The following is a 16,272-nucleotide window of genomic DNA, read 5'->3' on the forward strand; positions in this document are numbered from 1 at the left end:
GCGTGGAATCAGTAATACGGTGGTGGTTGTTGCTTATTGGCACGTGTCCACCGTATTTATTGCTATTTAAAGTGTAAAATCAATAACTACGCGAGAAGGGACCTTGCCATTTTCGAGCCTTTCAAAAATGTTATTGATAGCGCTCAAAGGCTGTAATTCAATATCAGCTTTAACTTTGCCTTGTGCTGCAAAAGCCAATGCCTCGGCCATATCTTTGCGATTACCAACGAACGATCCTTTTATAGTGATACAATTTGCTACTACATCAAATAGCGGCGTCGGAAACTCGCCTGGTGGTAAGCCAACTAAAACACATGTACCGTGTTTGCGGGTCATGTTAACCCCTTGCTCAAATGCAGGCAGTGAAGGCGCTGTAATAAGCACGCCATGCGCACCACCTTGCGTTATTTCTTTGACTGTATCAGCGGCATTCGCTTTTTTTGCATTAACAACCGCATCTGCGCCCAATGAGGTGGCATGTTCAAGTTTTGTATCATCAATATCAACGGCACAGACCTTAAGGCCCATAGCTTTAGCATACTGAATTGCTAAATGGCCAAGTCCACCACAACCTGAAATTGCTACCCACTCACCAGGTTTAGCATCGGTTTCTTTAATACCTTTGTAGGTTGTAATGCCAGCACAAATTATAGGGGCTGCTTGTACTGCTGATAAACCATCAGGAATATGCGCTACGTAATTAGGATCAGCGATAATATATTCGGCAAAGCCGCCATTTTTAGTGTAACCACCAAACTCAGCATCAGGGCAAACGGGTTCATAGGCACTTAAGCAAAATTCACAGTGTCCACAAGCAGAATAAAGCCACGGAACACCCACTCTATCGCCCACTTTTACACTGGTAACACCTTCACCAATTTTGGTAACTAGCCCAATGCCTTCATGACCAGGAGTAAACGGTGGAGTTGGTTTTAATGGCCAATCACCGTTTGCTGCGTGTAAATCGGTGTGGCATACACCGCAGGCTTCTGTTTTAACTAATATTTGCCCTGCATTAGGTGATGGAATATCTAAATCACGTAGAACTAAAGGTTTACCAAATTGCTCTACAACGGCTGCTTTCATTTTTTGGTTCATAATTTTTCCTATAATATTAAAAAGCTAGAAACAGCGCCTTTAAAAAGGCGCGTCAATATCAACAACATTAAATGTTAAGTCGACTACATCTTTTGCACGAAATAATATAGAGAACAGCTCCCCATCTCACTGACTACAGGGTGATGTAGCTTGCATTTCATTCACTTGCTGCCGTAAGCCAATTTTCCTTAATCGAACACCTTGTCCGCGACCTTATCGGTAGACGATACCACCATCAGTAATGATTGCCTGGCCAGTTATGTAGTCTGAGTCTGGGCTTGCGAGATACGAAACTAGGCTTGCAACATCGTCAGGTATTTCTGAGCGGCCTAGCGCAATGCCATCCACGAACTTCTTGTAGGTTTCACCAACAGCAGCCCCCGTAACTTCTGAAAAGCGTTTATCAATTGTTACCCACATATCAGTACCCACAATCCCAGGACAATAGGCGTTTACGGTGATACCATCGCTGGCGTACTCTTTCGCAGATGCTTGTGTTAAAGCTCGGATTGCAAATTTTGTTGCAGAATAAACACCTAACATAGCAAAACCATCATGTCCGGCTATCGATGAAGCATTAATGATCTTTCCTGAATGTCCTAGAGCTTTGAACTTAGCTGCTGCAGCCTGAATTCCCCATAGCACACCTTCAATGTTTATTTTTAAGATGCGCGAGACTTCTTCAGGTTCTACATCGGCAATAGTGTTAACCTGTGCGATACCTGCGTTGTTAACCATGACATCAAATCCACCTAGTGTATTTTGAGTATGTTCAACGGCAGCATATACTTCATCGCGGTTACTTACGTCAGCTTTAAACGTCGTTACTTTACGACCAAGATTTTCAATTTCTGAAGCGACTACTGCCATTTTTTCTTCGTTAATATCAACGATTGCAATATCAGCCCCATCGCTTGCAAGCCGTAATGCAATACCGCGTCCAATACCCTGACCAGCTCCAGTCACAAGTGCTACTTTGTCATTTATATTTTTCATAAGAATGTCCTCTAGACTTGAATTTATAGATATTTATATAAATAATTTTTCTGTATGCTATTTAACAGCGCCTTTAAAAGGCGCGTCAATATCAACAACATCAATAAGTTTATGATTAACAAACTCTTTAATCCCTAGGCCAATTAACTCACGACCAAAACCAGAGCGACGAACGCCACCAAATGGTAGGTCTGCTTTAACCATTGTTGGATGATTGACAAAGATCATCCCGGTAGATATTTGCTTAGCGACTTCTAAGCCATGTTCAGGATTTGAGGTAAATACTGATCCACCTAAGCCAAATGGAGAGTCATTTGCAATTTTAATTGCGTCTTTTTCATCTTTTGCACGAAATAGCATTGATACAGGACCAAAAAATTCCCAGTTGCGCGCAGGATTATCTTCGCTAATATTTGTTAAAATGGTGGGTTGTACAAAGGCGCCTTGACTCGGTACTTTAGGGCCCACTTCAGTGGCTGTTGCACCAAGCTTAATAGCCTCATTGATTTTTGTTTTTAACTCATCAGCAGCGCTTTGTGATGACAGCGGAGCTAACGTAGTGGCGGGAACAAGCGGATCGCCTGCCTGCAACTTAGCAACACCTGCAGTGTAAAGTTCAACAAATTCATCATAAACGCTATCTTCGATGATCATACGCTTGGATGATACGCATACTTGTCCACCGTTCCAGTGGCGACCAAATACCGCCCAATTAACTGTTTTTTCCATTTCAGCGTCAGCAAGTACAACAAACGCATCGGCTCCACCAAGCTCTAATGTAGACTTTTTAAGTGCTTTACCAGCGGCTGCAGCCACTATTGCACCAGCACTTTCAGAACCCGTAAGTGCAACCCCACGAACTCGTGGATGAGAAATGATCATTTCTGTTTGAGAGTGTGCGGCATACAGGTTTTTAAAAGCGCCTTTAGGTAGGCCTGCTTCGAGCATAAGTGCTTCAAATGCTGCTGCACATTGTGGAACAATCCCAGCGTGCTTGAGTAGCATCGTATTGCCCGCTGATAATTGTGGCGCAATGATACGAGCAACCTGGTAATACGGAAAATTCCATGGTTCAACAGCAAGTAGTACACCAAGCGGTTCGTGTACAACAACTGCTTCACCTTCAGCAGGCTCTGCTACGGGTAAATTTGTAGGTGCAAGAAGTTTTTCAGCGTTGTTAGCGTAGTACTCTAAAATAGCGGCTGATAATTCTACTTCGGCTTTTGCTTCTGATGTTATTTTTCCCATTTCTAGGGTTAATAAATTAGCGTATTTAATAACATTTTTGCGTAATAAGTCGGCCGCTTTTTGCATTATTTTTGCGCGTGAAGAAAAAGATGTTCGCTTCCAAGATTGGAATACCGAATCGGCATTTTCTATTGCTTGAGTGATTTCAGCATCAGTAGCATCAGGAAAGGTTTTTACAACCTCACCTGTATATGGATTTGTTGTTGCGTAAGCCATGATAGTACCCTCAATTAAGCTAAATAAGATTGTTAACACTTTCATTTTTAATGAATAACGCCGAGAAACTGCGTATGTAACTATCCTAGAGTAAGTATTGAAGTGAAACTATTGGTGATGTTACGTAAAAGCATGTGGAAAACCACAGCTTGAAAAGTTAAGTGATTGACTCAATAGAGCTAATTTTATTGTTTAGGGTCTGTTGAACTTTGCGGATTAAAATTTGTTCAAACTAGGGGCGATTTAATCGCGGCGCGAGGTTTGTAACCTAGTGGGCTCGGTAACTGCTCCTGCGTTACCCTACTGGCTTACATCCATGTAAGAATAAGTAAAAACCGAGCAACAAAGAGTAAATAGCCCCTAGGAAGAACCCTTTGGGCAGCGCCTGTTTGGCATTAATGCTACGTTATCGCCCATTTATGGGGAATAACCACACTACATAGGCTCTGCCTTGCCTAAATACCAAACAGACTGCTGCAAATTCAACCTTGAAAGATCAACAGACCCTAGTTACCTCTTGACGCAAGTGTAAGCGAGGAGGATTATTAAGCAAGGAAGTGCGAGATAAGTAAGTGTACTCGTTATTAATCAACTAGGCGTTAGTGTAAATTCACTATGAACTACAGCGATAAAGAAGCAAGGCTATTTTCCTCATCCCAACTAGCCATTTTATGGTATGCAATAATACTTGGTATGCTGGTTACGTGCTTAATGATTATTATAGTCTTCCATATAGATTCCCAAGAGCGAACATATATTGAACGCATAACCCAAGACACCGCTGAAGGCATTAAAACACTACTTAAAAACGATTTAGAAAAGCGAATAACATCACTTTCAGAGCAATCTAAACTATCGGTTATTTCAAGTGGTATGTCGCAAAGTGATTGGGATGCGATTAGTAAAAATCTTTATGGTACACAATATGGTTATCAAGCTATTGGCTGGATTGACAGCACCTTTCATGTTCGAAAAAGAATACCAAAGCACAATAATGAAGTGACTATCGATTTTAATTTAGCGTTAAATCCACCTGCCTTATTAACAGCAATAAAAGCACAAGATACACAGCAAAGGGCAGTCACAATGCCTTTGGCGTTTATTCATGGAGATGAAGGGATTGGAATACATATCCCAATTTTTAACGCAGGTACAAGAGGCAATAAATTAGATGGTTTTATTTCAGGTGTATTGCTGTTTAAACCTTATATTAAGTCTGTTGTGCCTGATTTTTTACTCAACGAGTATTATTTCACACTGTTTATTGATGGGGATAAAGTGTACTCAGATCAAAGCAACCAACCCGCTATTGCATATGCCTGGAGTAAAAGCTCATCTTATTATTTGCAAGGTCATGAGTGGGAAATAAACGTATCGCCCAACGATGAGTTTTTATATATTGCTCACTATAAAGTAATGAGAATTTTAATTGCACTGGGCCTTTTTATCACTTTTATAATTGTATTGGCTGCTTACACTTATTTATTTGCACGTAGTAAACTAAAAGATGAACGTTATAAAATTGAACACTTGTTAAAAAACCTTCCAGGTATGGCGTATCACTCATCTAACACTATAAACAGGCCAATGATACTTGTTAGTGATGGGTGTGAAAATTTAACTGGTTACTCTCGGGCTGAGTTTAAAAAAATAGAATGCTGTGGAGAAAAATAATACATGAGGATGATTTTAAACGGGTAGAGAAGTCACTTAACGAAGCTTTTAAAGTAAACAGCCCTTTTGAGCTTGAATATAGAATTATCACTAAAAATAGTAGCATTAAATTAGTATGGGAAAAAGGAGGCCCTGTTAGTTCTATTTTTAATGGCGAAATAATCATTGAAGGGTTTATCAATGATATTACTTCTATTAAGGAGGCTGAGGCTGATTTAATTAGTAGTTATGCCTTCTCTGATGCGGTAGTAAATTCAGTAGTTGAAGCGGTTATTACAATTGACCAGCATGGGCTTATTCAAAGCTTTAATTTTGCTGCACAAGTTATGTTTGGTTATAGCGCTGATGAAGTGAAAAATAAAAACATAACAATACTAATGCCTACAACTTTTTGTGATCAGCACGATCAACATTTAGCTCAATACTTAAAAACAAAGCAAACGCATATTATTGGTGTAGGCCGAGAGCTTATTGCTAAACGCAGAGATGGTACGCAGTTTCCAATTCATTTATCGGTAAGTGAAATACAAAACCATGAAAATACGATGTTTGTTGGTTTAATTCGAGATATCACAAAACAACGGGCTTCTGAAGAACAAGCTCGGCTTCATACTGAACAATTAGCTCATGCCGAAAGGGTAAATGCATTAGGAGAAATGGCAGCAGGAATTGCACATGAGATAAACCAGCCTCTGACTGCAATTTCACTTTTTTCTCAGACAGCTAAAAATTTTTGTGAAAAAGGAAGGTTTGAAAAGCTCCCCTCAATATTTGAAAAATTAAGTTTGCACTCTCGTCGAGCGGGAGCCGTTATTGAGCGTATGCAGTTAATGACAAAAAAAGGGCAGCGCTCAAAAGAAGTCATCGATTGTATATTTATGATAAAAGAAGTAATAAATCTTGCTGAGTCAGAAGCACGGCTTCGCAATGTAACTATACGAATGACAGCATGTGATGAGGCTGTTGATGTATTTGTTGATCGAGTTCAAATAGAGCAGGTTATTCTTAATTTGTTGCGCAATGGTATGGAAGCTATGCAGTTAAATACTTGTGATAATGGTTCAAAAATAGAGCTTGAAATAAAACTAAATGAAGATAAAAATGTTGAAATATCAGTGACCGATACTGGGGCAGGATTGGCCCAAGAAATGAGAGAAAGATTATTTAAACCATTTTCGTCAACCAAAGAAAATGGCACAGGTATTGGCCTATCAATATCAAAAAGTATTATTGAAGAGCATGGCGGTCATATTAATTTTTGTGATAATAAACCAACAGGGGCCATTTTTATGTTTACTCTGCCAATTTATGAAAAAAGGAGTCGCGAATGAGTTATGAGCAAAGCGTTTTTATAATTGATGATGATGAAGGTGTGCGTGAAGGGCTTGCAATATTATTAGACTCCATTGGAATAGATGCACAGAGTTTTAGCTCAGGGTCTGCATTTTTAGATGTATATAATGAGAATATGACCGGTTGCTTAGTGCTGGATATACGTATGCCTAAAATGAGCGGCTTGGAAGTGCAGCAAAAACTTAAAAATTTAAACTGCTCACTACCTATTATATTTATTACCGGACATGGTGATATTCCAATGGCAGTAGAGGCTATGCGTTTAGGCGCAATTGATTTTATTAGAAAGCCATTTGATGAGCAGCATTTGATTGATCGCATTAACGAAGCATTGATATTTAATGAGAGCCAACGTGAGAAATTACTCGATAAACACAAAAATAAAATTAATGTAGAGTCGCTGTCAAATCGAGAGCGAGAAGTGTTTGAGCGAGTGACTGATGGGGCTATGAACAAAGTAATTGCATACGACCTTAGTATTAGTGAGCGTACAGTTGAAGTTCATCGTTCTCATGTAATGGCCAAATTAGGCGCTAAAACGTTGGCTCAATTGGTGCGCAGTAAGATCATGTATGAGCAATTAAACTAATTACCAGTCTATTTTGATCTAAGGATCTAATTTTTTTGAGGCCTTAATGTGTGGCCGCTGAGTAACTTGTTGTCTGGATAATAAATCTATCTCAAGCAGCTTTTTCAGTGCTACTAGGTTGTATTTACTTGCAATAGACGCCTATTGTTAGCGTGTAACTTCGTCTTATTTTTACGAAGAATCTCTGGCTAACGAAAAATAAATTTAAATACATTATGGTTCAATGTATTAGTAAATTATTTAGTCACGATTCAGGTTAAATATACTGTTTGCTTGGCGGGATTATTGATCAATGCTCTATTTAGGAGATCTATAGAGAGTCAGTGGAATGATAATTATTGCTTTAGATCGCTTAAATTCATAATTCCTCGTTTATACAGAGCTTTTTTAAAATTAGTAATGAACATTTAAACTTACTTTATTGACTTGTGCTAATGGGGATCTTGAACAACACTTTAGTTATTAATTTAACGAGTGGGCAAGCTATGCAAAAGGAAAGGTTCTGGATTTTTAATCAATTTAAAGTCATCTATTTTGCCCTGCTTGCATTAATAATTTTGGGTTTTAATTTTATTTTGAATGATGCATTACATGAAAAAATACATCACTCAGGCCAGCTATTAGTTAAACAAGTTTTTGAACTTGAAATAGCCCCTTCTTCAAATAATAAGATACTTGCAGCCCTCGTAAAAAATGAAGGGTTTATGCTTAAGCCGAATTCATCTCTTACGCACTTTGGTCATATTATAAAGTTAGAGCGAGAGGTCTATAACTATAAAACGCTGAGCTTAAATCTATACCACCCTCCTGTATGGATAATAGAAAGCTATTTATTTATATTGCTTAACTTGGTTATGTTTGGAGCTGCTAGCTGGTTTTATCGTTGGTGGAACACGTTACATGTCAACAATATTTCACGTTCGAAAAACTTACTCGCCAGCACAACTCCATCAGTTAAAGAGCACAATACACAGGTTGTTAAAGTATTAAAAAATTTCGAATTAAGCTCGCTGTACACAACAGCACCTGTATGTCACAGCTTGTTTGTACTGGTTCAATGTAATTGCCATTTTGATAACAATATTGATAAAGAAGCCAGCTTTGAAGTGTTAATGGTGAAAAACTTTTCTGAATTGAGTGGTGTTTCAGTAAGGTTATTAAATTGTGGTAACTTAGCGATTACATTATCAGAGGTTCCTTTTTCAGAACTTGAACGATATGTACAACACTTACATAAAAGTATTTTTTTAGCATGCAGAAACTATCAAAAAAATATCACCAGAAAAGACATTAAAGTCGGTGCATGTGATTATCGGCTTAGAGCCGATCAAACAACTGTTTATCAGCTTGCAAAAGCTGCGTTAGTTTTATCCCAACGTAGCTTGTTAAAGCATTGTCATCGATTACCTCTAAATCAAAGCCAAACAGGAGTACTTTCTAGTAAACAAGTTATCGATAATATTAAAAAGCATAAATTTATACTTTTTTTCAGCCTCTATTCGAACTCTCAAGTGGCGATATTTTACAACATGAAGTATTGCTTAGAGTTAGGCACAGTAAGCATGGTTTGATTGCTGCTCGCTATTTTATCGATCAAACGTATAGCCGCCAAGATACTTTAATATTAGATAAAGGTGTTTTAATTCAAGTTAAAAAATTACTATTAGCAGAGCCTTCGCAATTAACCGTAAGTGTTAATTTATGTTCTGACAGCTGGATAAACAAAAAGTTTTGGAGCTGGTTTAGCGTTCAAATTAATGATTTTAAACTGAGTAGTAAGTTACAATTTGAAATAAGTGAAGTCGAGTTTTTTAATCATCATGAGGCTTTAAAGGACGTATTTATAATAATGAAAAAAGGAGGCTCTCGAATTATCATCGATAATGTAAAGTGTAGTGAAAATTTAATGAAGTTAGCTGACCACCAAGAGGTGTGTGGGTTAAAGTTATCGTATGAGTTAGTACATCTAGTGGATGAAAAAACACAAAACCAAAATCAAATAAAAACAATTATAAGTATAAGTAATACATTAAACTTACCTGTGTTTGCGGTGGGTGTTGAAACTCAAAAAGAGCTATTAATGCTAACAAAATTAGGGGTAGCAGGGGCTCAAGGGTTTTATTTTTCAGAGCCGTTAGAGGAACTCACTCAGGCCGTATTTCATTAAATCAGATCTCTATACCTTAACCCGTTTAAACCTTGCATTCCTCCTGTATGTATCGCCATAATTTTACTACCTGTAGGGAAAAAATCTTTTTCAATTAATTGCCAAAGTGCATACATCATTTTACCACTATAAATTGGCTCCAAAGGAAGTTGATGTTCATCACTCATTTTTTGACAGAACTGCCATAGTTCGGGTGTGAACTTACCATACCCTCCATCGTGAAAATCAGTGAGTAGTTGCCAATTATTTTGCTTATCGGCTTTATTACTTAATTTACCTACCTCTTTTTTTAAGTAATCTGCTTGTTTTAATACAGCAACCCCTACTATTTGGGTGGTTTCTTCACTGCCTTCAATTAGACCCGCTAATGTACCGCCACTACCTGTAGGACAAATTAGGTAGTCATGCTTAGGAAGGCTTTTTGCTAACTCAGCACAGCCCAATAGAGCAAAAGAGTTAGTACCACCTTCAGGAAGTATATAGGCATTAGGAAAGCGAGCTTGAAGTGACTTTAAGTAATCATCATCGTTTCGTCGTCGGTATTCAATACGATTAACAACGTGCAGCTTCATTCCGCATTGCTTTGCAAATTCAAGTGTGGGGTTATTACTGTCGAGCTCAGGGCCTCGTATAATTGCGTGCGTAGTTAAACCAAATTCTTTTCCGGCAGCAGCACAAGCATGAATATGATTTGAAAAGGCGCCTCCGAAAGTCAGTAATTCAGTTTTTCCAAGTTTCTGCATATTGGCTAGGTTATATTTTAATTTACGCCATTTATTACCACTTATTAATGGGTGTATTAAGTCATCTCGTTGAATACTCACAGAGATATTTTTGTTTTTTAGAAGCTGAGAGTCTATTTTTTGAATATAATTATTTTCTTTTATTTTTAATTGCTTAGACATTTTATCTTCTGTTTTTGTTTAGTGCATTGATAATAAATATATGATTAATCCGCAGCCTACTTAGGGTTAATCTATTACTTTAGAGTGCTACATTGTATTTTTAAAGGTGCACCATAGGCAAGTAATCTACACATGTAGCGTATCAATACATGGATGTAGAAATATCTTAGTTTATGCTTGGGCAATTAAGCATTAAAAACCTTATCGTGATTTTTATAAAGGTATATGAACGTTGGATAATAGATTTAAATATCATCATAGCTCTATGTTTTAAGGTCCAAGGTCTATTTTCCTTTCGGGGTTGAATTTTCAGCAGCAGGTTTGGTTTTTAGGCAAGGCAGAGTCTATGTTATGTGGTTATACCAACCTGCTTATATAGGGTTTATTTAACGATAATAAAATAGCGCATAAAACTATTCGATAAGCAGCATAAATGCCAACTGCGTTGTCCTTTGGGATCGTCCTTGGGGCAATTTATTTTTTATTTATTCTTACATGGATGTAAATCAGTAGAGTAACGCAGAAGCAGTTACTAAGCCTACGAGGTTACAAATTTCGCGCCGCGATTAAATAGCCCCTAGATAGAACAAGTTTGATTCTTAAAAGATCAACAGGCTCTGGTAAGTCCCTTACCTAGAGTTCAGGTTAGGTCGCGTTATTTATAAAGTCATATTTTTAAATGCAATACAAAAGTCTTGTTAATACTGAAAAGACGGGAAGTGAACTTGTGGCTATTTTATAATTTTGCCGCTTAAAGGGAAATGATCGGGTTATTTACTGGCGTGGTACACGTGAATAGTTGTAAACTCAGATAATAATTGAACAAAGCTTGTATTTTGTGCTGCAAGTACATAGCATAAGACTTTAATTATAAAAAATAATAACGACCAAATAATTGCCGCTTTTTGGGACTGGAATATATGCGAATTACTCCTTTATCTCTGTTAATTTCAGCTAGTTTGTTAGCTAGTAGTGCATTTGCACAAGATACAGCAACTGTAACTGGAATTGAGTCAGAAATTAGTATTAAACAAACAGAATACGATAACTCGACAAGAATACTTGATAAACATCTTAAAGAAGAAAATCAGTTACAAACTCAACTGGAGTTACTTCGTTCTCGTTCAACTGAATTAGATAAAGAAAAAAACCAAGCACTTGACGCAATGAACGAAATGTATCGTCGCTTAATTGACGATCCTACGTTAGATATCAGTACAACTCAGTCGCGTTATCAAAAAGCGGTGGTTGATCACAAGCAAAATAAAGACGATATTTCTATGCAGTTGGCGGCAATTGCATCCCACCGTAAAGACATTGAACAGATCCGTGTTGCTAAGCATACGTTACTAAACACCTTAGAAAGTTTAAAAGAGCAACTAACAACAGCGCGAGTTGAACGTTTACGTAATGAGTTTACGCGCGAGGGTACGCTAGAAGTTAATCATACAATTAACTGTAAACGCACCGAAACACTTGCAGCTTGTGAACAACGCGGCCAACAAATGGGCTTACAAAAAGCAACAAAACGTTTTGTAGACCAAATTTTTGCCAACTTAACGGAAGAGCGCTTAGTAGAGCCAAAACGTAATATGGCGGGCGCTCAAGTACAAATTTTAAGTAGTCATGTAGTGAGCAGCGCATTTAGTGGGCAAGGTAATTACAACGTTAATTTAAGCGTCACAATGCGTGGTGAAGTCAACAGCAGTCGTTTATGTAACTTACTAAGTGTTGATAACCATTATTGTTCTGAGTATGGGACACCACTTACCGCTGTGTATCAGCCAGCTTATGGCACTACTTTTTCAGATAGTCAGTTAACATTCAGTAATAGCACGGATAATAGCGCAACAGTTCAGGTATCTCGTTTAGATGAGGCGTCAGTAAGTAATTACACAATGAAACCTGTTGCTAGCAATAATCGTGTTATTACCACAAATGATAACAATAAACAGGTAGAGTTAACGCTTCGCTCTAATGTGTACGACGACGAAGTTTTTATTGATGGTGTTAGTTTTGGTTCCACTCGTTTAGTAACTAGTTTACCGCGTGGAGTTCATAATGTAGAAGTGCGTAAGTTGGGTTACAAACCCTACCAAGCACGTGTAGATTTAAATAAAGCACAGACTATTCATGTAAATTTAGTAAAAAAGCCTGAGTCGATTGCTGCACCGACATACACTCGTGAGCAAACAGAAGTGACTACCCGTCAGGTTAATGAAAATATAAATGTATTAAATGAAAATGTTCAGACCGCTGTTGTTGTTATTCCAGCAGGCAAGTTTAAAATGGGCGATATTAACGGCAATGGTTTAGCGAATGAGCGTCCGGTTGTTGAAAAAGTGATCGCCAATTCATTTGCGATGCAAAGTCGAGAAGTGACCGTTGGAGCCTACGAAAAATTTGTAGCAAATACCGGTTACAAAACACAAGCAGAGCAAAATAAAGGGTGCGCATATTATTTAAATGGCGAACCAGTATGGGAAGCAAATTTAAATTGGCGCAACCCAGGATTTGATCAAAATAGTAACTTTCCTGCTGTATGCTTAACCTATAACGATGCTAAAGCGTATGCAGAATGGTTATCAGGTCAAACCGGGCAGCAATTTCGTTTACCTAATGAAGTTGAATGGGAATATGCTGCACGAGCCGGTACTGAAACCGAATACCCTTGGGGTAACGAAATTGGTAAAGGTTTAGCTAACTGTGGTTGGTGTGGTAGTGAATGGTCAAATAAGCGCGCTGCACCAGTTGGTTCTTTTTCACCGAATGCATTTGGACTATACGATACCGTAGGTAATGTATGGGAATGGACCAATAAAGAATCAGGTGAATCTGATATTGCAGTAAGAGGTGGGGCGTGGAATTTTGCACCAAGTCTTGCTCGTGCTTCAACGCGCTTAATTTTAGCACCTGATTTTAGATCTAATTACATTGGTTTTCGTCTAGTACGTGAACGATAAAATTTAAGAAGGAAGCTTAGCTTCCTTTTTTTCACAAATTTACAAAGGCAGCTGCGCTTTATATTGCTCACATAACTAAGCATGTTAAAGTAAGGCAGCTAACATAAGAACGTATTTCAAAGGTCATCCAGCCTCATGTTTAAAAAACTCCGTGGTATTTTTTCTAACGATCTATCGATCGATTTGGGTACAGCCAATACCCTAATTTATGTAAAAGAAGAAGGTATTGTATTAAACGAACCTTCAGTTGTTGCTATTCGCCAAGAGCGTGCTGGTGGACCTAAAAGTGTAGCCTCAGTAGGAACTGAAGCAAAGCAAATGTTAGGTCGTACGCCTGGTAATATTAAAGCAATTCGTCCAATGAAAGATGGTGTAATTGCTGACTTTTATGTAACAGAAAAAATGTTACAGCACTTTATCAAGCAAGTGCACAACAATAACTTTATGCGCCCAAGCCCACGTGTACTAATTTGTGTACCGTGTGGTGCTACTCAGGTAGAAAAACGTGCAATACGTGAATCTGCTATGGGTGCCGGTGCTCGTGAAGTTTACTTAATTGAAGAGCCAATGGCAGCCGCTATTGGCGCAGGCTTACCAGTATCAGAAGCAACCGGTTCTATGGTTGTTGATATTGGTGGCGGTACAACTGAAGTTGCTATTATTTCACTTAACGGTGTTGTTTACTCATCATCTGTACGTATTGGTGGCGATAAGTTCGACGAAGCGATTATTAACTATGTGCGCCGTAACTTTGGCAGCTTAATTGGTGAAGCAACAGCTGAGAACATTAAGCATCAAATTGGCTCTGCGTTTAAAACTGACGAGCCAATCGAAATTGAAGTACGTGGCCGTAATTTAGCTGAAGGTGTACCACGCTCATTTACACTTAACTCACACGAAATCTTAGAAGCGCTACAAGAGCCATTAATGGGTATTGTAAGTGCAGTTATGGTTGCACTAGAACAGTCTCCACCAGAGCTTGCGTCAGATATTTCTGCGCACGGAATGGTATTGACTGGCGGCGGTGCATTGCTAAAAGATTTAGACCGTTTATTGATGGAAGAGACGGGTATTCCGGTTGTTGTTGCCGATGATCCACTTACATGTGTTGCACGTGGTGGTGGTAAAGCGCTGGAAATGATCGATGTTCATGGTGGTGATGTTTTTAGTTACGATTAATGAAATTAATGTTTGGACGAACCGTCTCCTTACAACTGCGACTTTTTGTCGCAGTGTTTTTGAGTATCGTACTCATAATTGGTGATAGATACACACAAGGTGGTACGGTTGTTCGTACTAGCCTCAATACCCTCGTTAGCCCGCTAATTTATGTTGCTAATTTACCATATGAACTTTTTAGTTTTAGTGCCAAAAGCCTGCATACACGTGATCAACTTCTTACTGAAAACGAAGCGCTTAAAAAAAGCAAATGTTACAAAGTGAGCAACTTCAGCAATATCAATTCTTAGCTAGAGAGAATCAAAAACTACGTGCCCTACTTGGCTCATCGGCAAAGCAGTCTAATCGTAAAATTATTGCGCAAGTGCTTTCAGTTCATTCAAATCCATATAGTCACCAAGTGGTAATTAATCGTGGTACAACCGATGAACTCAGTGAGGGGCAAGCCGTTATTGATGAAATGGGAGTGGTAGGGCAACTTACTAAAGTAGGATCGACGACATCACGGGTATTGCTAATGACAGACACCACGCATGCTACGCCGGTACGTATTTTACGTAATGATGTGCGCACCGTGGTCGAAGGCATTGGTAAAATTAATGTCGTTAAACTCTCGCATGTGCCACATAGCTTAGATGTGCGTATTGGCGATGTACTCGTTACGTCAGGTTTAGGCGGCACATTCCCAGAAGGCTACCCCGTGGCTGTTGTAACTGAAATTAACCGAGATGAAGGTCAGCCATTTGCTCAAGTATATGCCGAGCCAATTGCTCAGCTAGATCGTATTCGTTTATTAGTTATTTTGTGGCGCAATAAGCAGGAGCGTCTAAATAATGATTAGCCGTTATTCATTGTTAATAGGGTTGAGCATATTTTTTGCCTTAGTTATGGCGTTAATGCCATTACCTTTTTCGTTTGAACCATTTCGCCCTGATTGGGTATTACTTGTTTTGATGTATTGGTCACTTGCATTACCGCATCGTTTAAATATTGCTACAGCATGGGTGGTTGGCTTATTAATTGATTTAGCTTCTGGTTCGCCACTTGGTGTGAATTCACTGACTTATTCGATTTGTATTTTTGTAACTGCGAGCAATTTCCAAAAAATTCGTAATTTTTCGCTTTGGCAGCAAAGCTTATTAATTGGTTTGTTTTTAACGCTTTATCATTTAATGCAGTTTTGGTTAAATCACTTTTTACTCGGTGTTTATTTTAATCCACAATATTTATGGCCAGTGCTTACCGGTATGGTGAGTTGGTTTTGGGTATTTTCATTACTTCGTAAGTACCGCAGACATTTTAGGATCAGGTAAATGACTACCTCAGTGTATTTGGCATCAGCCTCTCCCCGCCGTAAAGAATTACTAAATCAGTTAGGCATCGAGTTTTCGCAATTTAGTGTTGATGCAGACGAAAGCCAGTTGCCTAATGAGCAGCCGCATAATTATGTAGAGCGTTTAGCGCGTTTAAAGGCAAGCTTAGGTGTTGAGCTTGGCTATACCGACCGACCGGTGCTTGGTAGTGATACAGTGGTTGTTATTGATAACGAGTCTTTATGTAAGCCTCGTGATGAAGCTGACTTTACGCAAACATTAAAGCGCTTATCAGGTAACACACATCAAGTGTTAACGGCTATCGCATTTGCTAGTAAAGATAAAATACTTAGTTGCGTAGTAAGTACTGACGTTACGTTTAAAACCCTCACCGATGAAGAAATAAAAGCATATTGGCTAAGTGGTGAACCACAAGATAAAGCCGGTGGCTATGGAATACAAGGTTTAGGCGGTCGCTTTGTTACTCATATTTCGGGTAGCTATTTTTGTGTTGTAGGCTTACCTTTATATGAGACCGAACAATTATTACAAGCATTCTTAAGAAGGTAAC

At 38.6% G+C, this 16,272-nt stretch carries 13 protein-coding genes and 1 pseudogene; 10 read left to right on the plus strand and 4 right to left on the minus strand.

Annotated features, from left to right (window positions below):
- Positions 1–66 precede the first annotated feature (66 nt).
- The 3 genes from adhP to P4S65_RS06435 form a co-directional block, all read right to left on the minus strand.
- Complete coding sequence (gene adhP / locus P4S65_RS06425; protein ID WP_337120734.1) at positions 67–1,086, minus strand: alcohol dehydrogenase AdhP; 1,020 nt, start codon at positions 1,084–1,086, stop codon at positions 67–69.
- Positions 1,087–1,311: 225 nt separating this feature from the next.
- Complete coding sequence (locus P4S65_RS06430) at positions 1,312–2,094, minus strand: acetoin reductase (protein ID WP_337119773.1); 783 nt, start codon at positions 2,092–2,094, stop codon at positions 1,312–1,314.
- Between the two features lie 57 nt (positions 2,095–2,151).
- A complete protein-coding gene (locus tag P4S65_RS06435) occupies positions 2,152–3,558 on the minus strand; it encodes an NAD-dependent succinate-semialdehyde dehydrogenase (protein ID WP_337119774.1) in 1,407 nt (468 codons plus the stop codon).
- 615 nt (positions 3,559–4,173) lie between these two features.
- Here P4S65_RS06435 and P4S65_RS06440 point away from each other — a divergent pair.
- The 5 genes from P4S65_RS06440 to P4S65_RS06460 all read left to right on the plus strand — a co-directional run bounded on the left by P4S65_RS06440 (position 4,174) and on the right by P4S65_RS06460 (position 9,341).
- A complete protein-coding gene (locus tag P4S65_RS06440; RefSeq protein WP_337119775.1) occupies positions 4,174–5,232 on the plus strand; it encodes a hypothetical protein in 1,059 nt (352 codons plus the stop codon).
- The gene (locus P4S65_RS06445) at positions 5,214–6,563 is read left to right on the plus strand and encodes a PAS domain S-box protein (protein WP_337119776.1); all 1,350 of its coding nucleotides are present in this window, start codon (positions 5,214–5,216) and stop codon (positions 6,561–6,563) included. Before P4S65_RS06440 ends, P4S65_RS06445 begins: the two co-directional genes overlap by 19 nt.
- A complete protein-coding gene (locus P4S65_RS06450; RefSeq protein WP_337119777.1) occupies positions 6,560–7,174 on the plus strand; it encodes a response regulator transcription factor in 615 nt (204 codons plus the stop codon). Before P4S65_RS06445 ends, P4S65_RS06450 begins: the two co-directional genes overlap by 4 nt.
- A 575-nt stretch (positions 7,175–7,749) precedes the next feature.
- Positions 7,750–8,745: a hypothetical protein gene (locus P4S65_RS06455; RefSeq protein ID WP_337119778.1), complete on the plus strand. Its 996-nt coding sequence runs from the start codon at positions 7,750–7,752 to the stop codon at positions 8,743–8,745.
- Positions 8,712–9,341: an EAL domain-containing protein gene (locus P4S65_RS06460; RefSeq protein WP_337119779.1), complete on the plus strand. Its 630-nt coding sequence runs from the start codon at positions 8,712–8,714 to the stop codon at positions 9,339–9,341. The genes P4S65_RS06455 and P4S65_RS06460 overlap by 34 nt, the downstream gene beginning before the upstream one ends.
- Here the strand turns inward: P4S65_RS06460 and P4S65_RS06465 are convergent.
- Positions 9,338–10,246 (minus strand): 1-aminocyclopropane-1-carboxylate deaminase/D-cysteine desulfhydrase, encoded by a 909-nt coding sequence (locus P4S65_RS06465; protein WP_337119780.1) that lies wholly within the window; start codon positions 10,244–10,246, stop codon positions 9,338–9,340. The two genes, P4S65_RS06460 and P4S65_RS06465, sit on opposite strands and share 4 nt — an antisense overlap.
- Positions 10,247–11,166: 920 nt before the next feature.
- On the opposite strand from P4S65_RS06465, the gene P4S65_RS06470 reads away from it, so the two are divergent.
- The 5 genes and pseudogenes from P4S65_RS06470 to P4S65_RS06490 all read left to right on the plus strand — a co-directional run bounded on the left by P4S65_RS06470 (position 11,167) and on the right by P4S65_RS06490 (position 16,271).
- The gene (locus P4S65_RS06470; protein ID WP_096792385.1) at positions 11,167–13,209 is read left to right on the plus strand and encodes an SUMF1/EgtB/PvdO family nonheme iron enzyme; all 2,043 of its coding nucleotides are present in this window, start codon (positions 11,167–11,169) and stop codon (positions 13,207–13,209) included.
- A 135-nt stretch (positions 13,210–13,344) separates the two neighbouring features.
- Positions 13,345–14,388: a rod shape-determining protein gene (locus P4S65_RS06475; RefSeq protein WP_002958401.1), complete on the plus strand. Its 1,044-nt coding sequence runs from the start codon at positions 13,345–13,347 to the stop codon at positions 14,386–14,388.
- Positions 14,388–15,229, plus strand: a pseudogene (gene mreC / locus P4S65_RS06480) (rod shape-determining protein MreC). The gene P4S65_RS06475 and the pseudogene mreC overlap by 1 nt, the downstream one beginning before the upstream one ends.
- Entirely contained in the window at positions 15,222–15,701 is a 480-nt protein-coding gene (gene mreD / locus P4S65_RS06485; RefSeq protein ID WP_007378603.1) for a rod shape-determining protein MreD, read from the plus strand. The pseudogene mreC and the gene mreD overlap by 8 nt, the downstream one beginning before the upstream one ends.
- A complete protein-coding gene (locus tag P4S65_RS06490; RefSeq protein WP_008137331.1) occupies positions 15,702–16,271 on the plus strand; it encodes a Maf family protein in 570 nt (189 codons plus the stop codon). It abuts the gene before it with no gap.
- The last annotated feature ends 1 nt before the right edge of the window (position 16,272 follow it).

The sequence above is a fragment of the Pseudoalteromonas sp. B131b genome (assembly GCF_037162545.1).
Classification (GTDB): Bacteria; Pseudomonadota; Gammaproteobacteria; order Enterobacterales; family Alteromonadaceae; genus Pseudoalteromonas; species Pseudoalteromonas fuliginea.